The organism is Janibacter anophelis NBRC 107843 (genome assembly GCF_001570945.1).
Classification (GTDB): Bacteria; Actinomycetota; Actinomycetes; order Actinomycetales; family Dermatophilaceae; genus Janibacter; species Janibacter anophelis.
On record NZ_BCSQ01000044.1, the window covers coordinates 1 to 18,596 of the forward strand.

An 18,596-nucleotide genomic window follows, 5' to 3' on the forward strand; every position below is an offset into this window, starting at 1 on the left:
GGCTCGTGCCCGCGCTGCCCGAGCCGCTCACGGCCGTGGCCACCTTCGCCGACGTCCGGCACGCGGCGGCCACGGTCGCCGACCTCATGGCCTCGGGCGCGCAGCCGTCGCTGCTGGAGTCGATGGACGGCACGACGCTGCGGATGATCAACGCCTACCGCGACGTCGGGCTCGACGCGGACGCCGGGGCGATGCTGCTCATGCAGTCCGACGGCAGCGGCAGTCCGGCGGCCGCGCGGGCGGAGGTGGAGGCCTTCGCCGGCTTCGCCGAGGCCCACGAGGCGATCGACGTCGTCTTCTCCGAGGACCCCACCGACAGTGCGGCGCTCGTCGCCGCCCGGCGGATGGCCCAGCCCGCCTACGAGCACCACGCGCAGTCCCACGGCGGCGGCCAGCTGCTCGACGACGTGTGCCTCCCGCGGCACCGGCTCCCGGAGTTCTACGACCGGCTCGACGAGATCTCCGCCGAGACCGGCCTGACGGTCGCCGTGGTCGCGCACGCGGGCGACGGCAACACCCACCCGTCGATCTTCTTCGACACCTCGGACCCGGATGAGGTCGCGCGCGCCGACGAGGCCTTCGACCGGATCATGCAGGTCGGGCTGGAGCTCGGCGGCACGATCACCGGCGAGCACGGCGTGGGCCACCTCAAGCGGCGCTGGCTGGCGCGGGAGCTCGACGAGGGCAATCGCGCGGTGCACCGCGCCGTCAAGGCCGCCCTCGACCCGCTGGGGATCCTCAACCCCGGGAAGATGTTCGCCGACCTGTGAGCCGGCCGCCCGGCGGTGTCGGAGGCGGCGCATAGGTTGTGCGCATGGCGACGAAGAAGGGCGGACCGTGCTACCGCTGCGGTGAGTGCGGCTGGACGACGGTCAAGTGGGTCGGCCGGTGCGGCGAGTGCCAGGCATGGGGCAGCATCGACGAGGTCGGTGGGCCGACGACCCGCACCCTCGCGGCGGCGCGGGTGGAGCGACCGGCGGTGCCGATCCGCGAGGTCGACGGGCAGCAGGCGAGCCACCGGGGCACGGGTGTGCCGGAGTTCGACCGGGTGCTCGGCGGGGGTGTCGTCCCGGGGTCGGTCGTGCTCGTCGCCGGCGAGCCGGGGATCGGCAAGTCGACCCTGCTCCTCGACGTCGCCGCGCGGGTCGGTGAGCAGCGACGCGTGCTCTACGTCAGCGGTGAGGAGTCGGCGGCCCAGGTGCGCGGCCGGGCCGAGCGCATCGACGCCGTGACCGACGGGCTCTACCTCGCCTCCGAGACCGACCTGGCGACCGTGCTCGCGCAGATCGAGCAGGTGCGTCCCGACCTGGTCGTCGTCGACTCCGTCCAGACCATCGCCTCGACCGAGGTCGACGGGGCCGCGGGCAATGTCGGCCAGGTCCGCGAGGTCGCCGGCTCGCTCATCCAGGCGGCCAAGACCGCCGGCTTCGCCATGCTCCTCGTGGGCCACGTGACCAAGGACGGCTCGATCGCCGGCCCGCGGGTGCTCGAGCACCTCGTCGACGTCGTCGTCCAGTTCGACGGCGACCGGCACTCGCGCCTGCGGCTGGTGCGGGCGGTGAAGAACCGCTTCGGGCCGACCGACGAGGTGGGCTGCTTCGACCTGTCCGACGGCGGGATCATCGGCCTGAGCGACCCGAGCGGGCTCTTCCTGTCCAGTCGCCACATCAACGTGCCCGGCACGTGCGCGACCGTGACGCTCGAAGGGAGGCGACCGCTCGTCGTGGAGGTGCAGTCCCTCGTCAGTCCCTCGCAGATCCCGACCCCGCGGCGGGCCAATGTCGGCCTCGACAGCGGCCGGCTCGCGATGATCATCGCCGTCCTCGACAAGCGCGCCGGAGCGCCGATCGGCAACCAGGACACCTACGTCTCGAGCGTCGGCGGGGTGCGCATCACCGAGCCGTCGAGCGACCTCGCGGTCGCCGTGTCCATCGCGAGCGCGGTCCTCGACGAGCCGATCGCGCACGACCTGCTCGCGCTGGGCGAGGTCGGGCTGAGCGGGGAGGTGCGGCCGGCCGTGGGCGTGGGCCGGCGCCTGACCGAGGCGGCGCGGCTCGGCTTCCGCACCGCGCTCGTGCCCAAGGGGGCGCTCGCGGACTCCCCTGCACCGCAGGGGATGGAGGTCGTCGAGGTCGTCGACGTGGCCTCGGCCATCACCGAGGCGCGACGTCGTCGCACTCGTCCCCACCTCGTCCCGACCCCGACGCCTTAGACTCACGCCGTGGCCGACCTGGATGATGAGCTGTTCCGCACGACCCTTGCCGCGGTCGCGCCGGGCTCCGTGCTGCGCGACGGGCTCGAGCGGATCCTGCGCGGCAACACCGGCGCGCTGATCGTCCTCGGCCACGACAAGCTCGTGGAGTCGCTGTGCACGGGCGGCTTCGACGTCAACATCGAGTTCTCCGCGACCCGGTTGCGGGAGCTGGCCAAGATGGACGGCGCGGTCGTCGTCGACTCGGGCGTCTCGCGCATCCTCAAGGCGGCCGTCCAGCTCGTGCCCGACCCGAGCATCGAGACAATCGAGAGCGGCACCCGGCACCGCACCGCCGAGCGCGTCGCCCGGCAGACGGGGCACCCGGTCGTCTCGGTGAGCCAGTCGATGCACATCATCGCCCTGTACGTCGGCGGGCGCCGCCACGTGCTGCGCACGACGACCGAGCTGGTCTCCCAGGCCAACCAGGCGATGCAGACGCTCGAGCGCTACACCAACCGGCTCAACGAGGTGACCGGCACGCTGTCCGCCCTCGAGATCGAGGACCTGGTCACCGTCCGCGACGTCGCGGTCGTGCTGCAGCGGCTGGAGATGGTCCGGCGCATCCACGCCGAGATCGCCGAGTACGTCCTCGAGCTCGGCATCGACGGTCGGCTCCTCACGCTGCAGCTCGAGGAGCTGACCGCGGGGCTCGACGAGGACCTCAGCGCCGTGATCCTCGACTACCTCGACCCCGAGGGCGCGGTCGGCTCGAGCGCGCAGGTCCTCGACAACCTCTCCGCGCTCGATGCCACCGAGCTGCTCGACCTCGGGCACGTGGCCAAGACGCTGGGTTTCGCCATCGTCGGCGAGTCGCTGGACGCGTCGGTCAGCCCCCGCGGGCTGCGCATCCTCGGCAAGATCCCGCGCCTGCCGGGTTCGATCGTCGAGCGTCTCGTCGAGCACTTCGGGTCGCTGCAGCGTCTGCTCGCCGCCGGCATCGACGACCTGATGGCGGTCGACGGCGTCGGCGAGCTGCGCGCCCGCACCGTGCGCGAGGGCCTGTCGCGCCTCGCCGAGTCCTCGATCCTCGAGCGCTACGTGTGACATGACGCGGTTCCTCGTCAACTGGCTCGCCGGGAGCCTCGTGGTGCTCGGAGCCTGGTTCGGGTGGACCTACACCGAGCAGGTCGAGGCGGCGGTCTCCAGCGCCGCCGATCTCGGGCCCACCCCCGAGGGCGAGCCACTGCGCACCGAGGGCACCGAGCTCGGGAGCCCCTGCGCCGAGCCCACCCCGGTGGACGCCGCGGGCATGAACGCCCTCATGGACCAGCTCGACGGCGTACCGACCCTCGAGGGCGCCGACCACGGCGACTCCGTCGCCCTCGCCGACGGGCGACGGATGTACGCCTACGGCGACACCATCCGCGACACCGACGTCGTGGAGCCCTTCATGGTGCGCAACTCGGTGCTCGTCTCCAACGGCGCCTGCGTCAAGCCCATGGCCACCGAGCACGACGGACCGGTCATCCCCAGCGACGGCAGGCTCGGCTACTGGCCGATGTCGATGCGCGCCACCGAGGTCGAGGGCGGGACCGTGGTGCAGATGATCACGGCGACGGTGACGGTCAAGGGCACCGACTCCTTCCAGACGAGCGGCTCCAACCTCGCCGTCTTCGAGGTCCCCACCAACCGCATGCCGCGCCTGGTCTCGCACGAGCCGATCGGCGAGCGCTCGACCGACCCGCGGGTGCCGACGTGGGGCGCCTCGATGTGGGACTCCGGGTCGTGGACCTACGTCTTCGGCACGGCGAGCAATGCCGACAAGTCGACCGCCGGCTGGGCCCTGCACGTCGCCCGCAGCCGACCCGACGACCTCGGCGACCCGGACGCGTGGCAGTACTGGGACGGGTCCTCGTGGGTCACCGGTGACCGGACCGCCGCGCAGGGCGAGGCCGCCGAGCTCATCAGCCCCCACAGCGGCGTCTCGCACGTCCTCGGCGTGCTCGAGCGTGACGGCAGCTGGTACGCCGTGAGCAAGGAGGGCGACTACCACGGTGCCTGGTTGAGCGTCTGGAAGGCGGACGAGGTGACCGGGCCCTGGACCAAGCACCGCATCCGGCCCCTGGCCAACGACACGAAGATCCGCCGGTACGCCCCGCTCGTGCACCCCGACTTCGAGACCGCATCCGGCCGTCTGCTCATCTCGTGGAGCGAGGCGCCCAAGAAGCGCGCCCCCTTCTACACCCACCCCGAGCTCTACCGTCCGCACTTCGCGGAGATCGAGCTGCCGTGAGCCGCCGCCCGACGTCCGGGGCGGCGGGCGAGGCCCTGCACACCGCTGTCCTCGAGTGGTACGACCGCCACGGGCGTGACCTGCCGTGGCGTGACCCCGACTGCTCGCCGTGGGGGATCTACCTGTCCGAGGTGATGTCCCAGCAGACGCCCGTCGCCCGGGTGCAGCCGGTGTGGGAGCGCTGGCTCGAGCGCTGGCCCACGCCGGCCGACCTGGCGGCCGACTCGCCCGGTGAGGCGGTGCGCATGTGGGACCGGCTCGGGTACCCGCGCCGGGCGCTGCGCCTGTGGGAGTCGGCACGGGTCATGGTCGAGGAGCATGAGGGTGCGGTCCCCCGGGACCACGACGCCCTGCTCGCCCTGCCGGGCGTCGGGCCCTACACGGCCGCGGCCGTGGCTTCCTTCGCCTTCGCCGACCCGCAGACGGTCGTCGACACCAATGTGCGACGGGTGCTCGCCCGCACCGTCGCCGGCACCGAGTACCCGGCACCCGCGCTCACGGCCGCCGAGATGCGCCTGGCGCATGCCTCGATGCCGCGGGACCCGGACCGGGCCAACCGGTGGAATGCCGCGTCGATGGAGCTCGGCGCCTTGGTGTGCACGGCCCGTGCCCCGCGGTGCGACGAGTGCCCGGTCGCCCACCTGTGCCGGTGGCAGCTCGACGGGCGTCCCGCGCACGACGGCCCCGCCCGGCGAGGTCAGGCGTGGCACGGGACCGACCGCCAGGTGCGCGGTCGGATCGTCCAGCTGCTGCGCGAGAGCCCGGACCCGCTGACGCGCACCGACCTCGCGGCCGCGTGGCCGCAGGACGAGACCAAGGTCGAACGCTGCCTGGGCGGACTCGTCGACGACGGCCTCGTCGAGCCGCTCCCCGGCGCCCGCTACTCCCTTCCGTCCTGAGACCGCATTGCCCTACGGCAATGCGGTATCTCGATGTCAAGAGGTTGCATTTCCCCGGGCAGATGCGCGCCCGAGCGCGCATTTCCCCGGGCAGATGCGCGGTCGGGGTGCTCAGAGCTGGCGGAGCATCCGGGTGTTGCCGAGGGTGTTGGGCTTGACCCGCTCGAGGTCGAGGAACTCCGCGACGCCCTCGTCGTAGGAGCGCAGGAGCTCGACGTAGACATCCGGATCGACCGCCTGGCCCTCGATCTCGCTGAACCCGTGCCGGGTGAAGAAGTCGACCTCGAAGGTCAGGCAGAACAGCCGCTCGACACCGAGCTCGACGGCGTCCTGGGCGAGCGCCTCGAGGAGGGCGCCACCGACCCCCTTCCCCAGGTGGTCGTCGGCGACGGCGAGGGTGCGGATCTCGGCGAGGTCGTCCCACATGACGTGCAGGGCACCGCACCCGACGACCCGACCGTCGGCCTCCGCGATGCGGAACTCCTGCAGCCCCTCGTAGTAGGCGACCGTGTCCTTGCTGACGAGGACGCGACGCTCGGCGAGGGGCGCGACGAGGTCGCGGATGGCGCGCACGTCGCCGGTGCGCGCGCGGCGGATGGTCAGGGTCACCGGACAAACCTACGCCCCCGCCGCGGTGGCGAGGGCGCAGGCAGGACGAAGGGGGGATCACCGCACCGAGTACCTCGGCTGGGACTGCGCGTTGAACTCGTCCATGACGATGCTGTCGGCCCGCTTGGTGGCGGGGTCCATGAACTTCAGCACGTCGAACCCGCGGGCGATGTCCGAGGAGTAGAGGTGACCGTTGTAGTAGTACGTCGACCAGGTGCCACCGATGCCCTCGTCCTCCGGCAGCGGACCGCGCTCGAAGTAGCCCAGCGGCGGCGAGCCCAGCCGGCCCTCCGCCACCTCACCGGACGCCCCCGTCCTGCAACCGGGCACCCCCGGCGAGCCGAACAGCACCCTGACGGGCACCTCAGCGGTTGCCACGCCATCGAGTTCGCACAACGACGCGGACGTCACCTTCTTGCAGGACATGATCGTCCACCACGCGCAGGCCGTCGTGATGGGCGACATCGTCAAGGGCCGGCTCACCGACAGCAAGGTCCGCGGGATCGCCGACCGCATCCGTGACGAGCAGAAGCCCGAGATGCGCGGCATGGCGACGACCCTGCGCTCGTGGGGTGAAAAGGTGCCGGTCGAGGCGACCAACCCCACGCTCGGCTCCCGCTCCGGCCACTCCCACCACTCGATGCCGGGCATGGCGACGCAGGCGGAGCTGGACGAGCTGTCACGAGCGAAGGGCGCGGACGTCGACCGGCTCTACCTCGACCTGATGATCGACCACCACGAGGGCGCCCTGAAGATGTGTACGACGTTGGGAGACAAGGGCGCCGACGAGCGGACCGGCGAGCTCGGTGACGAGATCCACGTGACGCAGAGCAAGCAGATCACCCAGATGAAGGCGATGCGCACGCGCCTCTGAGCCCTCCCCCGGTCGACGCAGCACATCGGCGAGATCCCCTCTTGACCCCGCCCGCGGCCAGGTCTAACTTTGTATTCAACCGATTGGTTGATTAAGGAGTTCGCGATGAAGGGCCACCCCGAGGACCGACTCTCCCGGGCCTTCGCCGCGCTCTCCGACCCGGTCCGGCGGGACATCGTCGCCCGCCTCACGGTCGGTGACGCCACCGTCAACGACCTCGCCGCCCCCTACGACATCAGCCTCCAGGCCGTCAGCAAGCACCTCAAGGTCCTGGAGGAGGCCGGGCTGGTCACCCGGCGGCGGGAGGCACAACGCCGACCGGTCCACCTCGAGCGTGAGGCCCTGGGTCTGATGACCGACTGGATCGACCGGCACCAACGACGGGCCGAGCACCGCATGGCCCGCCTCGAGGAGGCCCTGGCGGACCTCCCTTCGTCCGACACCACGACAGGCACGTCCGACACCACAGGAGCAGACCGATGAACGACCAGACCACGACCCAGCACATCACCACCGCGACCATCGAGGCCGACCCCGAGGTCCCCGTCATCCGCATCACCCGCGACTTCAAGGCGACGCCGGCGCAGCTGTTCACCGCGCACACCGACCCGCAGGTCTACGCGAAGTGGGTCGGTCCCGACTCCGTGGGCACCGTCATCGACCACTGGGACGCGCGCACCGGCGGCAGTTACCGCTTCCTCAACACCCGCGGCGACGAGGAGTACGGCTTCCACGGCAGCTTCCACGAGGTCTCCCCCGAGCGCATCGTGCAGACCTTCACCTTCGAGGGATTCCCCGAAGGGGTCTCGCTCGAGACGATGACCTTCGAGGACCTCGGCGACGGCTGGACGCGGGTGCACGGCCACTCGCTCGTCGGCACCTTCGAGGCGCGCGAGATGATGCTCGCCTCCGGCATGGAGGTCGGCGTCAACGAGGGCTACGCCGCGCTCGACAGGATGCTCGAGGCGGGTGAGATCGCGTGAGCGCACTCTCCGGGATGTCGGTCGCGGACCGCTACCGGTCCGCGGCGGACACCTTCGCCGACCGGGTGCGGGGCACCGACGACTGGGACGCGCCGACGCCGGTCGCGCAGTGGCGGGCCCGGGACGTCGTCGGCCACCTGACGACGTGGCTGCCGGCCCTGCTGGCCGCCGGGTCGCCGGTCCGGCTCGAGCCCGGACCGTCGGCCGAGGACGACCCGGTCGGCGCGTGGACCTCGGTCGACGAGCAGCTGCGCCGCCTCCTCGACGACCCGGCGAGCGAGGAGATCGTCTTCGCCCACGAGCACATCGGACGGCTGCCACTGCCGCGGATGATCGACCAGTTCTTCACCAGCGACGTCGTCTTCCACACCTGGGACCTCGCCCGGGCCACGGGTCAGGACGACCGGCTCGACGAGCAGTTCATCGCCGATGCCCTCGACGGGATGCGGGCCATGGAGGAGACGATCCGCGGATCGGGCCAGTTCGGCGAGCAGCAGCCGGTGCCGGAGGGCGCGACGGTGCAGGAGGAGTTCCTGGCCTTCATCGGGCGCGACCCGAGGTGGGCGCCGCCCGGCCGGTGATCCGACGAACTACTGCCGGCACCACCTGGTATCGCCAGCCGTGGCTCGACCTACGGCCGACGATACGAAGTGCAGCCGGCAGTAGTTCGTATCCGGCGGGCATGACGAAGGGGAGGTGGCCAGTGATCTGGCCACCTCCCCTTCGTCCCCTCGAGGCGCTCGCTGCGCGAACTCCCCGGGAGCGGAGCAATCAGTCCGCGGAGCCGTCGCCCGCCTCGACGAGCGGGATGTCGAGCTCGCCGACCTTGGGCGCGCCGTGGAAGGTGAAGACCGCTTCCTTGCCCTCGCCCTCGACGTCGACCGCCACGATCTCGCCGGCCGTGAGCTCGCCGAAGAGGATCTTCTCCGAGAGCACGTCCTCGATCTCGCGCTGGATGGTCCGCTTGAGCGGACGCGCGCCGAGCACCGGGTCGTAGCCGCGCTTGGCGAGCAGCTCCTTGGCCGCGGGCGTGAGCTCGATGCCCATGTCCTTGTCCTTGAGCCGCTTGTCGAGCTTGGCGACCTCCAGGTCGACGATCTGCACGATCTCCTCCGGGCTCAGCTGCGGGAAGACGATCGTGTCGTCCACGCGGTTGAGGAACTCCGGGCGGAAGTGGTTCTTCAGCTCGTCGGTGACCTTGGCCTTCATGCGCTCGTAGTCCGTGCGCTGGTCGGTGCCGGAGGTGAAGCCCATCGCGCCCTTGGAGATGTCCCGGGTGCCGAGGTTGGTCGTCATGATGATGACCGTGTTCTTGAAGTCGACCATCCGACCCTGCGAGTCGGTGAGGCGGCCGTCCTCGAGCACCTGCAGCAGCGAGTTGAAGATCTCCGGGTGGGCCTTCTCGACCTCGTCGAAGAGGACCACGGAGAAGGGCTTGCGGCGGACCTTTTCCGTCAGCTGGCCACCCTCGTCGTAGCCGACGTAGCCGGGGGGCGAGCCGAAGAGACGGCTGACCGTGTGCTTCTCCGAGTACTCCGACATGTCGAGCGTGATGAGGCTGTCCTCGTCGCCGAAGAGGAACTCCGACAGCGCCTTGGCCAGCTCGGTCTTACCCACACCGGTCGGGCCGGCGAAGATGAACGAGCCGCCGGGGCGACGCGGGTCCTTCAGGCCGGCGCGGGTGCGACGGATGGCCTGCGAGAGCGCCTTGATCGCGTCGTCGTTGCCGACGACCCGCTTGTGCAGCTCCTGCTCCATGTTGAGCAGACGCGTCGACTCCTCCTCGGAGAGCTTGAAGACGGGGATGCCGGTCGAGGCGGCGAGCACCTCGGCGATCAGCTCCTCGTCGACCTCGGCGACGACGTCCATGTCGCCGGCCTTCCACTCGGCCTCGCGCTTGGCCTTCTCGTTGAGCAGGTTCTTCTCGTCGTCGCGCAGACCGGCGGCCTTCTCGAAGTCCTGGCCGTCGATGGCCGACTCCTTCTCGAGGCGCACCTTGGCGATCTTGTCGTCGAACTCCTTCAGCTCCGGCGGAGCCGTCATCCGGCGGATGCGCAGGCGCGCGCCCGCCTCGTCGATGAGGTCGATCGCCTTGTCCGGGAGGAAGCGGTCGTTGATGTAGCGGTCGGCCATCGTGACCGCCGCGACGATCGCCGGGTCGGTGATGGTCACCTTGTGGTGGGCCTCGTAGCGGTCGCGCAGCCCCTTGAGCATCTCGATGGCGTGCGGCAGCGACGGCTCGGCGACCTGGATCGGCTGGAAGCGACGCTCCAGCGCCGAATCCTTCTCGATGTGCTTGCGGTACTCGTCGAGCGTCGTGGCACCGATGGTCTGCAGCTCACCGCGGGCGAGCATCGGCTTGAGGATGCTCGCGGCGTCGATGGCGCCCTCGGCGGCACCCGCACCGACGAGCGTGTGGATCTCGTCGATGAAGAGGATGATGTCGCCGCGCGTCTTGATCTCCTTGAGCACCTTCTTCAGGCGCTCCTCGAAGTCACCGCGGTAGCGGCTGCCAGCGACGAGCGAGCCGAGGTCGAGCGTGTAGAGCTGCTTGTCCTTGAGCGGCTCGGGCACGTTGTCGTCGACGATGTCCTGGGCGAGGCCCTCGACGACGGCCGACTTGCCGACCCCGGGCTCACCGATGAGGACCGGGTTGTTCTTCGTGCGGCGCGAGAGCACCTGCATGACGCGCTCGATCTCCTGCTGGCGACCGATGACCGGGTCGAGCTGGCCCTCACGGGCGGCCTGGGTCAGGTTGCGACCGAACTGGTCGAGCACGAGGGAGCCGGCGGGCTGCCCCTCGGCGGGGCCCGCACCGGCACCGACGCCGGCGGCCTGCCCCTCCTTGCCGCCCTGGTAGCCGGAGATCAGCTGGATGACGGTCTGGCGCACCCGACCGAGGTCCGCGCCGAGCTTGACGAGGACCTGGGTGGCCACGCCCTCGCCCTCACGGATCAGGCCGAGCAGGATGTGCTCGGTGCCGATGTAGTTGTGGCCGAGCTGCAGGGCCTCACGCAGGGAGAGCTCGAGGACCTTCTTCGCGCGCGGGGTGAAGGGGATGTGCCCCGACGGCGCCTGCTGGCCGGGACCGATGATGTCCTGGACCTGCTCACGGACGGCGTCGAGGGAGACGCCGAGCGACTCGAGGGCCTTGCTGGCCACCCCTTCGCCCTCGTGGATCAGGCCGAGCAGGATGTGCTCGGTGCCGATGTAGTTGTGGTTGAGGAGGCGCGCCTCCTCCTGGGCGAGGACGACGACCCGGCGGGCCCGGTCGGTGAACCGTTCGAACATGGGATCTTCCCCTTCACGTGGTGCTCAGACCTCGATGCTAACCGTGCCCGCCCCCAGAGCCGGGGGGCGAGCCTCTCACGGGTCACAACGCCGGTACCCCCGACCCTGTTCCATGAGGCGAAGGGGGTCACCCCCTGTTCGCTCTCAGCGGACGGATACGAGCGATCTCGTTGATCGAGGTGCGCAGGCCGTCCGCGGCCGAAGCCTCGAGATCAGGGCGCGGGGACGTCGATGACGACGTCGAATCCGAGCAGCTCGGCGCCGGTCGCCACCGGCTTCTTGCCCTCCCCGGCGTGGGCCGCGCGGGCGTCACCGTCACGCCACGCGGCGAAGGACTCCTCGTCGGCCCACCGGGTGACGACGAAGTAGCGGTCGCCCCCTTCGGTCGGGCGCAGCACTTGGAATCCCTCGAACCCGGGCGCACTGTCGACCGTGCCCTGGCGAGCGGCGAAGCGACGCTCGAGCTCCTCACGACCCTGCTCGGGGACGCTGATGGCGTTGATCTTCACGATGCTCATGTCCTGACCGTAGTCGCAGCCCTCGCAGCAGCGGTCATGGACCGCACGATCACGATCCACAGCACGCCGGTGACGACCGTCAGCACGGCCAGGACGGCCATCGAGATGACCCACGGGGACAGGTCGTAGGGCGATGAGGACAGCACCACGCCCTCCACGAGGGCGAGCACGGAGAGGCTGATCCACCCGGCCCACCACCACGGAAGCATTCGCGATCGAAGACCCACGGCAGCTGCTCCGTCGCGCACCACCTGGTAGGGAAACCAGAGATTCACGATGGGCGCGATCCAGCCAAGGGGACCCCAGTAGGCCGCGCGCTCGTGCCACGCCTCCCGGTTGATCTCACGAGCGGCAACGACGAAGAGGTACAGCCACAGGCCGCCCAAGATCAGGGCCAGGAGCTGGACGAGCCCCAACACCCCGGCGAGCGCGTCGACGAGGAAGAAGGCGAACTCGGGGTCCACGCGCCCACCGGTCACGCTGCTCACCGCGACGGCCCCCACGATGGCGCGGGCCACGGCCAGCACCATCCACGTCGCCGCGACGATCTGCGTCGTGATCGCCAGACCGACGGGCGCCGGTTGTGGGGCCGCCGACGAGTGAGGGTGGACGGCTGCGGGACCCAGGTGTGTCGTCATGTCCCCGACGCTAGGGAGCCGTCGCTCCTGCCGCAGCGGAGTGCCGCGCCACCTGTGGACAACGCGCGGCGTGCCTACGCTGGCGCACATGCGCACCGTCTTCGACGTGAAGGACCCCGACACCAACGCCTATGCGCTGCTCACCTCCGTGGTCGTGCCCCGCCCGATCGCGTGGATCACGAGTCTCGGGTCGGACGGCGTCGGCAACCTCGCCCCGCACTCCTTCTTCAACGTCGCCTGCGCCCGGCCGCCGATCGTCAGCTTCGCGTCCGTCGGCCGCAAGGACACCCTGCGCAACGTGCTGGCCACCGGGCACTTCGTCGTCAACCTCGTGAGCGCGGACCTCGCCGAGCTCGCCAACGCGAGCAGCGCCCCCTTCGACCCGGACGTCGACGAGGCCGAGACGCTCGGGCTCCACCTCGAGCCGAGCGCCCTCGTCCCCGTGCCGCGCGTCGCGGACTCGCCCGCCTCCACCGAGTGCCGGCTGCACTCGAGCATCAAGCTCGGCAACTCCCACCTCGTGCTCGGCGACGTCCTCGCGATCACCGTCGCGGACGAGGCCCTCGTCGACGGCCACCCGAGCATGGAGGCGCTGCGCCCGATGTCGCGCCTGGGCCGGGACGAGTGGGGGCTGCCGCCCGAGGTCGTGCACCTGACGCGGCCCGAGCGGGCCTGACTCAGCTGCGTCGCTGGCAGTTCCCGCACCAGTAGAGCGTCCGCCCGGCCACGTCCTTGGCGCGCACCGTGGACCCGCACACGACGCACGCCTCGCCGGTGCGCTTGTAGACGAAGCTCGTCCGCTCGTCGAGGTGCACGTCCTCCCCCTTCGCCAGGGCGGACTCGACCTGCTCGACCTGCTCGTCGACGGTGACGATGCGACTCGTCGCGACGCCGAGCGGCAGCAGACGGCGCAGGTCGGTCCAGATGAGGTCCCACGACGCGCGCTTGAGGCGCTCACCCGGTGTCGCCGGGTTGATCCGGTGGCGGAAGAGGACCTCGCAGCGGTAGACGTTGCCCACGCCGGCGAGCACGTCCTGCTCCATGAGCAGCGCCGCGATCGACTTGCGCGAGCGCCGGATGCGCTCCCACGCGGGCCCACCGTCGCTGTCGCGCAACGGATCCGGGCCGAGCTTGGCGTGGACCGCGTCCTCCTGCTCGGGCGTGATGACGGCGCACGTCATCGGGCCGCGCAGGTCGGCGACGTGCGCCTCGGTCGCGATCCGGCAGCGCACCTGCCCGATGACCGGCCGCTCCCCCACGTACGCCGCGGCGTCGATGGTGAAGGTGCCGATGAGTCCCAGATGCACGTGCAGGACGCGCTCGCCGGCGAACTCCACGAAGAGGTGCTTGCCGTGCGCCCGCGCCTCGATCAGCTCGTGGTCGGTGAGCAGCGCTGCGCCAGAGGCGAATCGGCCCTGCGGTGAGGACACCTCGACGACCTCTCCGGCGAAGGTGCCGTGGAGGTCGCGGGCGATGCGGTGGAGGGTGTGGCCTTCGGGCATGACGAAGGGAGTCTCAGCTCGCCTTCTTCTTCGTGGCCTTCGCGGGAGCCTTCTTGGCGGGAGCCTTCTTGGCCGTCGACTTCTTCGCGGCGGTCTTCTTCGCCGCGGCCTTCGTGGCGGGGGCCTTCTTCGCCGCGGCCTTCTTCGTCGCAGTCTTCGCGGTGGACTTCTTCGCCGGGGCCTTCGTCGCCGGCTCGGAGCTCTCGCCGCGCGAGGCCTTGGCCTTCTCCACCGAGCGGGCGAGTGCGGCGAGCAGGTCGACGACCTCGCCCGACTCCTCCTCGTCGGACTCGACCTGCTGGACCTCGCCCCCTTCGAGCTTGGCGCGCACGAGCGCCTCGACGGCCTGCGCGTAGTCGTCCTCGTACTCGTCGGGGTCGTAGTCACCGGCGAGCTCGTCGATGAGCATCCGGGCCATCGACATCTCGCGCTCGCTGACCTCCTGGTCCTCGATCGTCGCGAAGTCGGCCGCCCGGATCTCGTCGGGCCACAGCATGGTCTGCATGACGATGACGCCGTCGCGCACCCGCAGCACGGCCATCGTCATCCGGGTGCGGATCGAGACGGTGACGACCGCCATGCGCCCCTGGACCTCGAGCGCCTCACGCAGCAGGACATAGGGCTTGGTCGCGGACTTGTCCGGCTCGAGGTAGTAGCTCTTGTCGAGGAGCATCGGGTCGATCTGCTCCTCGGGCACGAACTTCTCGACGCTGATCTCCTTGCTGCTGCGCGTCGGGAGCTCGGACATGTCCTCGTCCGTCAGGACGATCATGTTGCCGTCCTCGGTCTCGTAGCCCTTGGCGATGTCGTCGTAGGCGACCTCTTCGCCGTCGATGGTGCAGAAGCGCTTGTAGCGGATCCGACCACCGTCGGTGCGGTGCACCTGGCGGAACTGGACGTCGTGGTTCTCGGTCGCGGAGTACAGCCTCACGGGCACGTTGACCAGGCCGAAGGAGACCGCGCCCTTCCAGATCGCTCGCATGTGTCCTCCTGCCGGTGAGCGTCGCGTCCAGACTACGCGTCGGGGTCCGGTCGCAAGGCGTAGATGCGCGCCGGTCCGCCGGCCTCCGAGGCGACGATCAACCCGAGGCCGGTGCCGGTGACGGCGACGGGCACCCCGGCGGGGTCGGCGACGGGCTCCGGCAGCTGCGTGGTCCGTCCGGTCCGGTCGGTCACGTCGGTGCGCGACCATGCCCGGTCACCGGCCATCCCGACCGTCTGCCAGTCGTCGCCGAGGTCCTTGTCCGTGCCCGTCGCCAGGTCGAGCGCGACGGTGCCGGCCGTGGCCCACTTCCCGTCGGGCGCGACGTCGAAGTCGTCGATGCGCACCCGCCCCGGGACGGTCGAGGTCCACGTCTCGTCCATCTGGTCCATGACGTCGTAGCCGGCCAGGTGGGTGGTGCGGTTGTTGCGGGACCAGTTGACGACGAGGGTCGTGCCGGCGACCCCGAGGATGTCGCCCGGCAGCGAGCCGTACGACGGCGGCGCGAGCAGCTTGCCGTCGGTCAGCTGCCCGTCCGCGTCGGAGGACCACCAGTGGCCGGTGGAGGCGACGGACAGCACCCGCCCCTCGAAGTCGGCCGCGATCGGGCGCCCGCCCGAGGGGGTCGACCGGCGACGCAGGGACCCGTCGTGCAGCACGAGCGCGGTGAGCGTGTCCTCGCTCGCGAGCAGGGGGACGGGGCTGCCGGGCACGAGCCGCATCCCCGTCTCGGTGAAGCTCCAGGTCCGCGGCGACGGCGCCCGCTCCGCGGACGCCAGGTCGGTCCACAGGTAGAGGTCGGTGGCGGTCGCGGCGACGACGGCCGGCTGGTCCAGCCACGAGATCAGCTGCGGTGGCGCGGTCAGCTCACCGTCGATCGGGCTGGTCCACAGCTCCTCACCGTCCGCGGTCGACAGCGCGATCAGGTCCGGCGACGTCGCGTCACCGGTCGTCGTGATCGCCGTGCCCTCGGCGACGAGCACGGTCGGCGGCAGTCCCCCGGCGGCGATGTCCGGGGAGACCCACTCGGCCTGGCTCGTCCACCCGTGCACCGGGTCGACCGGGGCCAGCTCGGAGGTCCCGGCGCTGTCCTGCCCCCACGGCAGACCACCGGCGAGGACGAAGGGGATCGCCGCCAGCGCCACGACGAGCGCCGCCGCGACGGCGAGCAGTGCCCACCGGCCGCGCCGGCGGGTCGGACGTGCCGGGGCGAAGGGGGTGTGGCCGGCGCCGGGGGTCGCGCCGGGATCACCGGCGAAGAGGTCGCGCACATCGATGCGCGGCTGGGTGTCCATCTCGTCCTCGGACACCTCGTCGTGGCCGACGAGCTGGATGACTCCGTCCCAGGCCGTGCGGGCGGCCGGGGGCACGGTCGACTGCTGCAGCGGGTCGGTCGACGACGCAGTGCTGTGGGGCACGACGAGCGTCGAGCGGGCCAGTCCCCTGAACCGCGGGACGACCTCGCTCGGCGCCGGGTGGCTCGGGTCCGCCCTGGTGAGCACGACGACGGCGCCGGCGGCCAGCTCGGCGGCGTCACCGCCCCAGCCGCGCAGGGCCATGAGCTTCGTGGCGGCGGACTCGTGGTCCGCGGTCGTCGTGGCGATGACGACCTGGTCGGCGCGGTCGAGGACCTCCGCCCAGTGCAAGGGGATCGCTGCGGTCGCGATGACGAGCTCGCGGTTGCCGCGCGCGAGCCGGTGCACGACGGTCACTCCGCCGCGGCCGGCGGCCGGCGGGGGCGTCGGGGCCACCGGGTGCGTCGGGGGCCCCTGCGCCAGCAGGGACCAGCCCTCGCGGCGGATGGCGGCCGAGGCGAGCATGCCGGCGGTCGTCACCCCGAGGGACCCCTCCCCGATGACGACGACGGTGCGCTCTGCGCTCTGGTCCCCCCTCACGAGGACCCCCTCCCTGACGCTGGTGGCTGCTGCGGCGCGGGTCCCTGCCCCCGCTGCCCCGGCCACGATATCGCTGCCGGCGGGGTGCGACGGCAGGATGGGTCCATGCGCCCGATGCTCGCGACCCACACCGAGACGGTCCCCTGCGGGCCGGAGTGGGCCCACGAGGTCAAATGGGACGGCATGCGTGTCCTCGCCGACGCCCGGGGCGGGGGCCTGACCCTGACCAGTCGCACCGAGCGTGATGTCACCAGCTCCTTCCCCGAGCTGGTGCCGCTGGCCGACCTCTTCGACGACATGCTCCTCGACGGCGAGGTCGTCGCCCTCGTCGACGGCCGCCCTTCCTTCGGCGCGCTCGCAGAGCGGATGCACATCTCCGACCCGCGCCGGGCGGCCCGCGCTGCGGTGGCCCGGCCGGTCACCTTCGTGGTCTTCGACGTGCTGCGCCTGCTCGGTCAGGACCTCACGGCCCAGCCGTGGTCGGCGCGCCGGGCCCTGCTCGAGCAGCTGGAGCTCGAGGGACCTCGCTGGCAGGTGCCGGCCACCCACGACGACGGCGAGCAGCTCCTCGCGGCCACCGCCGAGCAGGGGCTCGAGGGCATCGTCTCCAAGCGCCGCAGCGCCCCCTACCTCCCGGGTCGGCGCTCCCCCGACTGGCTCAAGCGCCCGCACCGCGACACCGTCTCCGTCGTCGTCGGTGGCTGGCGCCCCGAGATGGGCAGCTCACGGCTCGGCTCCGTGCTCGTCGGCCAGCCCGGTCCGCAGGGCTGGGAGTTCGTCGGACGGGTCGGGTCCGGCCTGGCCGGGCGCGCCGGCGCCGGCCTGCTCACGCGGCTGCGTCCGCTGGAGCGAGCGGACTCCCCCTTCGTCACCCAGGTGCCGCGCGAGGACGCGACGGGCACGACCTGGGTGGACCCGCAGGTCGTCATCGACGTCGCGAGCCTGGGGCGCAGCAGCGGTGGCCGCCTGCGCCAGCCGTCCTATCAGCGCCTGCGCGCCGACCTGACCGCCACGGACCTGGAGGGCAGCGATGGCTGAGTCCAAGGGAGCGGTGACCCGGGTCGAGGTCGGCGGGCGCACGATGCGCCTGTCCTCGCTCGACAAGGTCATGTACCCCGCCACCGAGACGACGAAGGGAGAGATCCTCTCGTACTACGCGCGGGCCGGGGAGACGGTGCTGGCGCACCTCGCGGGCCGTCCGGTGACGCGGATGCGCTTCCCGCACGGAGTGGAGGACATGTCCTTCTTCGAGAAGAACCTGCCCTCCGGGGCACCGAGCTGGCTGCCGCGCGTGCAGGTCTCCGACGTGACCTATCCCCTCGTCGAGGACCTCGCCCAGCTGACCTACCTGATCAACCTCAACAGCATCGAGCTGCACGTGCCCCAGTGGCGCGTCGACGAGGACGGCGAGCGCCTCAACCCCGACCGGCTGGTCATCGACCTCGACCCCGGCAAGCCCGCGGGGCTGCACGAGTGCGCGCGGGTGGCGCTGCTGCTGCGCGAGCGCCTCGGTGGGCTCGGTCTGGACCTGTACCCCGTGACGTCCGGGAGCAAGGGGATGCAGCTCTACGCGCGGCTGGGCGGCGACCTGACGAGCGACCAGGTGCGCGACCTGGCGCAGCAGCTGGCGCAGGAGATGACCCACAAGCACCCCGACCTCGTGCTGTGGAAGATGACCAAGACCCTGCGCCCGGGCAAGGTCTTCCTCGACTGGAGCCAGAACGTCGCGGCCAAGACGACCGTGTGCCCGTACTCGATGCGCGGCCGCGAGGACCCGTGGGTCGCCGCGCCGCGCTCCTGGGACGAGATCGAGGCGGGCGCGCAGGACGCCGACGCGCTGACCCAGCTGGACTTCGAGACGGTGCTCGAACGGCTCGACGAGCACGGGGACCTGCTGGCGCCGCTGCTGGAGGGCTGA

Annotated in this window: 20 protein-coding genes; 12 read left to right on the forward strand and 8 right to left on the reverse strand. The window is 71.3% G+C overall.

Annotation, left to right across the window (positions count from 1 at the left end):
- The 5 genes from JAN01S_RS11860 to JAN01S_RS11880 all read left to right on the forward strand — a co-directional run.
- A partial coding sequence (locus JAN01S_RS11860) for an FAD-binding oxidoreductase (protein ID WP_280513185.1) occupies positions 1 to 770 on the forward strand: 770 nt, incomplete at its 5' end.
- A gap of 44 nt (positions 771 to 814) precedes the next feature.
- The gene (radA, locus tag JAN01S_RS11865; RefSeq protein WP_068318511.1) at positions 815 to 2,212 is read left to right on the forward strand and encodes a DNA repair protein RadA; all 1,398 of its coding nucleotides are present in this window, start codon (positions 815 to 817) and stop codon (positions 2,210 to 2,212) included.
- A gap of 9 nt (positions 2,213 to 2,221) precedes the next feature.
- Entirely contained in the window at positions 2,222 to 3,298 is a 1,077-nt protein-coding gene (disA, locus tag JAN01S_RS11870; RefSeq protein WP_068318513.1) for a DNA integrity scanning diadenylate cyclase DisA, read from the forward strand.
- Between the two features lies 1 nt (position 3,299).
- Positions 3,300 to 4,487, forward strand: a complete 1,188-nt coding sequence (locus JAN01S_RS11875; RefSeq protein WP_068318514.1) for a DUF5005 domain-containing protein — start codon at positions 3,300 to 3,302, stop codon at positions 4,485 to 4,487.
- On the forward strand, positions 4,484 to 5,386 hold the full coding sequence (locus tag JAN01S_RS11880; protein ID WP_068318516.1) for an iron-sulfur binding domain-containing protein: 903 nt from the start codon (positions 4,484 to 4,486) through the stop codon (positions 5,384 to 5,386). The genes JAN01S_RS11875 and JAN01S_RS11880 overlap by 4 nt, the downstream gene beginning before the upstream one ends.
- Before the next feature lie 111 nt (positions 5,387 to 5,497).
- Here JAN01S_RS11880 and JAN01S_RS11885 read toward each other — a convergent pair whose 3' ends face one another.
- Together JAN01S_RS11885 and JAN01S_RS11890 are read right to left on the reverse strand one after the other, a co-directional pair.
- Positions 5,498 to 5,995: an amino-acid N-acetyltransferase gene (locus tag JAN01S_RS11885; protein ID WP_068318518.1), complete on the reverse strand. Its 498-nt coding sequence runs from the start codon at positions 5,993 to 5,995 to the stop codon at positions 5,498 to 5,500.
- A gap of 57 nt (positions 5,996 to 6,052) precedes the next feature.
- Positions 6,053 to 6,373, reverse strand: a complete 321-nt coding sequence (locus tag JAN01S_RS11890; protein WP_174522290.1) for a hypothetical protein — start codon at positions 6,371 to 6,373, stop codon at positions 6,053 to 6,055.
- Positions 6,374 to 6,410: 37 nt separating this feature from the next.
- Between JAN01S_RS11890 and JAN01S_RS11895 the strand changes: the two genes are divergently transcribed.
- From JAN01S_RS11895 to JAN01S_RS11910, 4 genes are all read left to right on the forward strand, one after another.
- Entirely contained in the window at positions 6,411 to 6,869 is a 459-nt protein-coding gene (locus JAN01S_RS11895; RefSeq protein WP_280513186.1) for a DUF305 domain-containing protein, read from the forward strand.
- 105 nt (positions 6,870 to 6,974) lie between these two features.
- Positions 6,975 to 7,352 (forward strand): ArsR/SmtB family transcription factor, encoded by a 378-nt coding sequence (locus JAN01S_RS11900; RefSeq protein WP_068318528.1) that lies wholly within the window; start codon positions 6,975 to 6,977, stop codon positions 7,350 to 7,352.
- Positions 7,349 to 7,852, forward strand: a complete 504-nt coding sequence (locus tag JAN01S_RS11905; RefSeq protein ID WP_068318529.1) for an SRPBCC family protein — start codon at positions 7,349 to 7,351, stop codon at positions 7,850 to 7,852. The genes JAN01S_RS11900 and JAN01S_RS11905 overlap by 4 nt, the downstream gene beginning before the upstream one ends.
- A complete protein-coding gene (locus tag JAN01S_RS11910; RefSeq protein ID WP_084360210.1) occupies positions 7,849 to 8,433 on the forward strand; it encodes a TIGR03086 family metal-binding protein in 585 nt (194 codons plus the stop codon). The genes JAN01S_RS11905 and JAN01S_RS11910 overlap by 4 nt, the downstream gene beginning before the upstream one ends.
- A 190-nt stretch (positions 8,434 to 8,623) precedes the next feature.
- Here JAN01S_RS11910 and JAN01S_RS11915 read toward each other — a convergent pair whose 3' ends face one another.
- The 3 genes from JAN01S_RS11915 to JAN01S_RS11925 form a co-directional block, all read right to left on the reverse strand.
- The gene (locus JAN01S_RS11915; RefSeq protein WP_068318531.1) at positions 8,624 to 11,143 is read right to left on the reverse strand and encodes an ATP-dependent Clp protease ATP-binding subunit; all 2,520 of its coding nucleotides are present in this window, start codon (positions 11,141 to 11,143) and stop codon (positions 8,624 to 8,626) included.
- A 212-nt stretch (positions 11,144 to 11,355) separates the two neighbouring features.
- Positions 11,356 to 11,661, reverse strand: a complete 306-nt coding sequence (locus JAN01S_RS11920; protein ID WP_068318532.1) for an antibiotic biosynthesis monooxygenase family protein — start codon at positions 11,659 to 11,661, stop codon at positions 11,356 to 11,358.
- Positions 11,658 to 12,299 carry a DUF4328 domain-containing protein gene (locus JAN01S_RS11925; RefSeq protein WP_169797222.1) on the reverse strand — a complete coding sequence of 214 codons (642 nt, stop codon included), beginning with the start codon at positions 12,297 to 12,299 and terminating at the stop codon, positions 11,658 to 11,660. Before JAN01S_RS11925 ends, JAN01S_RS11920 begins: the two co-directional genes overlap by 4 nt.
- Before the next feature lie 88 nt (positions 12,300 to 12,387).
- Here JAN01S_RS11925 and JAN01S_RS11930 point away from each other — a divergent pair, with 88 nt between their 5' ends.
- Entirely contained in the window at positions 12,388 to 12,975 is a 588-nt protein-coding gene (locus JAN01S_RS11930) for a flavin reductase family protein (protein ID WP_068318536.1), read from the forward strand.
- A gap of 1 nt (position 12,976) precedes the next feature.
- Here JAN01S_RS11930 and JAN01S_RS11935 read toward each other — a convergent pair whose 3' ends face one another.
- From JAN01S_RS11935 to JAN01S_RS11945, 3 genes are read right to left on the reverse strand one after another with little or no spacing between them, the layout of a single operon-like run.
- Positions 12,977 to 13,801 carry an Fpg/Nei family DNA glycosylase gene (locus JAN01S_RS11935; protein ID WP_068318542.1) on the reverse strand — a complete coding sequence of 275 codons (825 nt, stop codon included), beginning with the start codon at positions 13,799 to 13,801 and terminating at the stop codon, positions 12,977 to 12,979.
- Between the two features lie 13 nt (positions 13,802 to 13,814).
- On the reverse strand, positions 13,815 to 14,783 hold the full coding sequence (gene ku / locus JAN01S_RS11940; RefSeq protein WP_068318545.1) for a non-homologous end joining protein Ku: 969 nt from the start codon (positions 14,781 to 14,783) through the stop codon (positions 13,815 to 13,817).
- A 32-nt stretch (positions 14,784 to 14,815) separates the two neighbouring features.
- Complete coding sequence (locus JAN01S_RS11945) at positions 14,816 to 16,678, reverse strand: hypothetical protein (protein WP_068318547.1); 1,863 nt, start codon at positions 16,676 to 16,678, stop codon at positions 14,816 to 14,818.
- Between the two features lie 105 nt (positions 16,679 to 16,783).
- Between JAN01S_RS11945 and ligD (JAN01S_RS11950) the strand changes: the two genes are divergently transcribed.
- The gene (ligD, locus tag JAN01S_RS11950; protein WP_068318549.1) at positions 16,784 to 17,716 is read left to right on the forward strand and encodes a non-homologous end-joining DNA ligase; all 933 of its coding nucleotides are present in this window, start codon (positions 16,784 to 16,786) and stop codon (positions 17,714 to 17,716) included.
- The gene (ligD, locus tag JAN01S_RS11955) at positions 17,709 to 18,596 is read left to right on the forward strand and encodes a non-homologous end-joining DNA ligase (RefSeq protein ID WP_068318554.1); all 888 of its coding nucleotides are present in this window, start codon (positions 17,709 to 17,711) and stop codon (positions 18,594 to 18,596) included. The genes ligD (JAN01S_RS11950) and ligD (JAN01S_RS11955) overlap by 8 nt, the downstream gene beginning before the upstream one ends.

Bases quoted from the DNA above. Each gene is read 5' to 3' on its own strand.
- radA (WP_068318511.1), top strand. From the start codon at position 815: ATGGCGACGAAGAAGGGCGGACCGTGCTACCGCTGCGGTGAGTGCGGC.
- JAN01S_RS11875 (WP_068318514.1), top strand. From the start codon at position 3,300: ATGACGCGGTTCCTCGTCAACTGGCTCGCCGGGAGCCTCGTGGTGCTC.
- JAN01S_RS11900 (WP_068318528.1), top strand. From the start codon at position 6,975: ATGAAGGGCCACCCCGAGGACCGACTCTCCCGGGCCTTCGCCGCGCTC.
- JAN01S_RS11905 (WP_068318529.1), top strand. From the start codon at position 7,349: ATGAACGACCAGACCACGACCCAGCACATCACCACCGCGACCATCGAG.
- JAN01S_RS11915 (WP_068318531.1), bottom strand. From the start codon at position 11,143: ATGTTCGAACGGTTCACCGACCGGGCCCGCCGGGTCGTCGTCCTCGCC.
- JAN01S_RS11920 (WP_068318532.1), bottom strand. From the start codon at position 11,661: ATGAGCATCGTGAAGATCAACGCCATCAGCGTCCCCGAGCAGGGTCGT.
- JAN01S_RS11925 (WP_169797222.1), bottom strand. From the start codon at position 12,299: ATGACGACACACCTGGGTCCCGCAGCCGTCCACCCTCACTCGTCGGCG.
- JAN01S_RS11930 (WP_068318536.1), top strand. From the start codon at position 12,388: ATGCGCACCGTCTTCGACGTGAAGGACCCCGACACCAACGCCTATGCG.
- JAN01S_RS11935 (WP_068318542.1), bottom strand. From the start codon at position 13,801: ATGCCCGAAGGCCACACCCTCCACCGCATCGCCCGCGACCTCCACGGC.
- ku (WP_068318545.1), bottom strand. From the start codon at position 14,783: ATGCGAGCGATCTGGAAGGGCGCGGTCTCCTTCGGCCTGGTCAACGTG.
- ligD (WP_068318549.1), top strand. From the start codon at position 16,784: ATGCGCCCGATGCTCGCGACCCACACCGAGACGGTCCCCTGCGGGCCG.
- ligD (WP_068318554.1), top strand. From the start codon at position 17,709: ATGGCTGAGTCCAAGGGAGCGGTGACCCGGGTCGAGGTCGGCGGGCGC.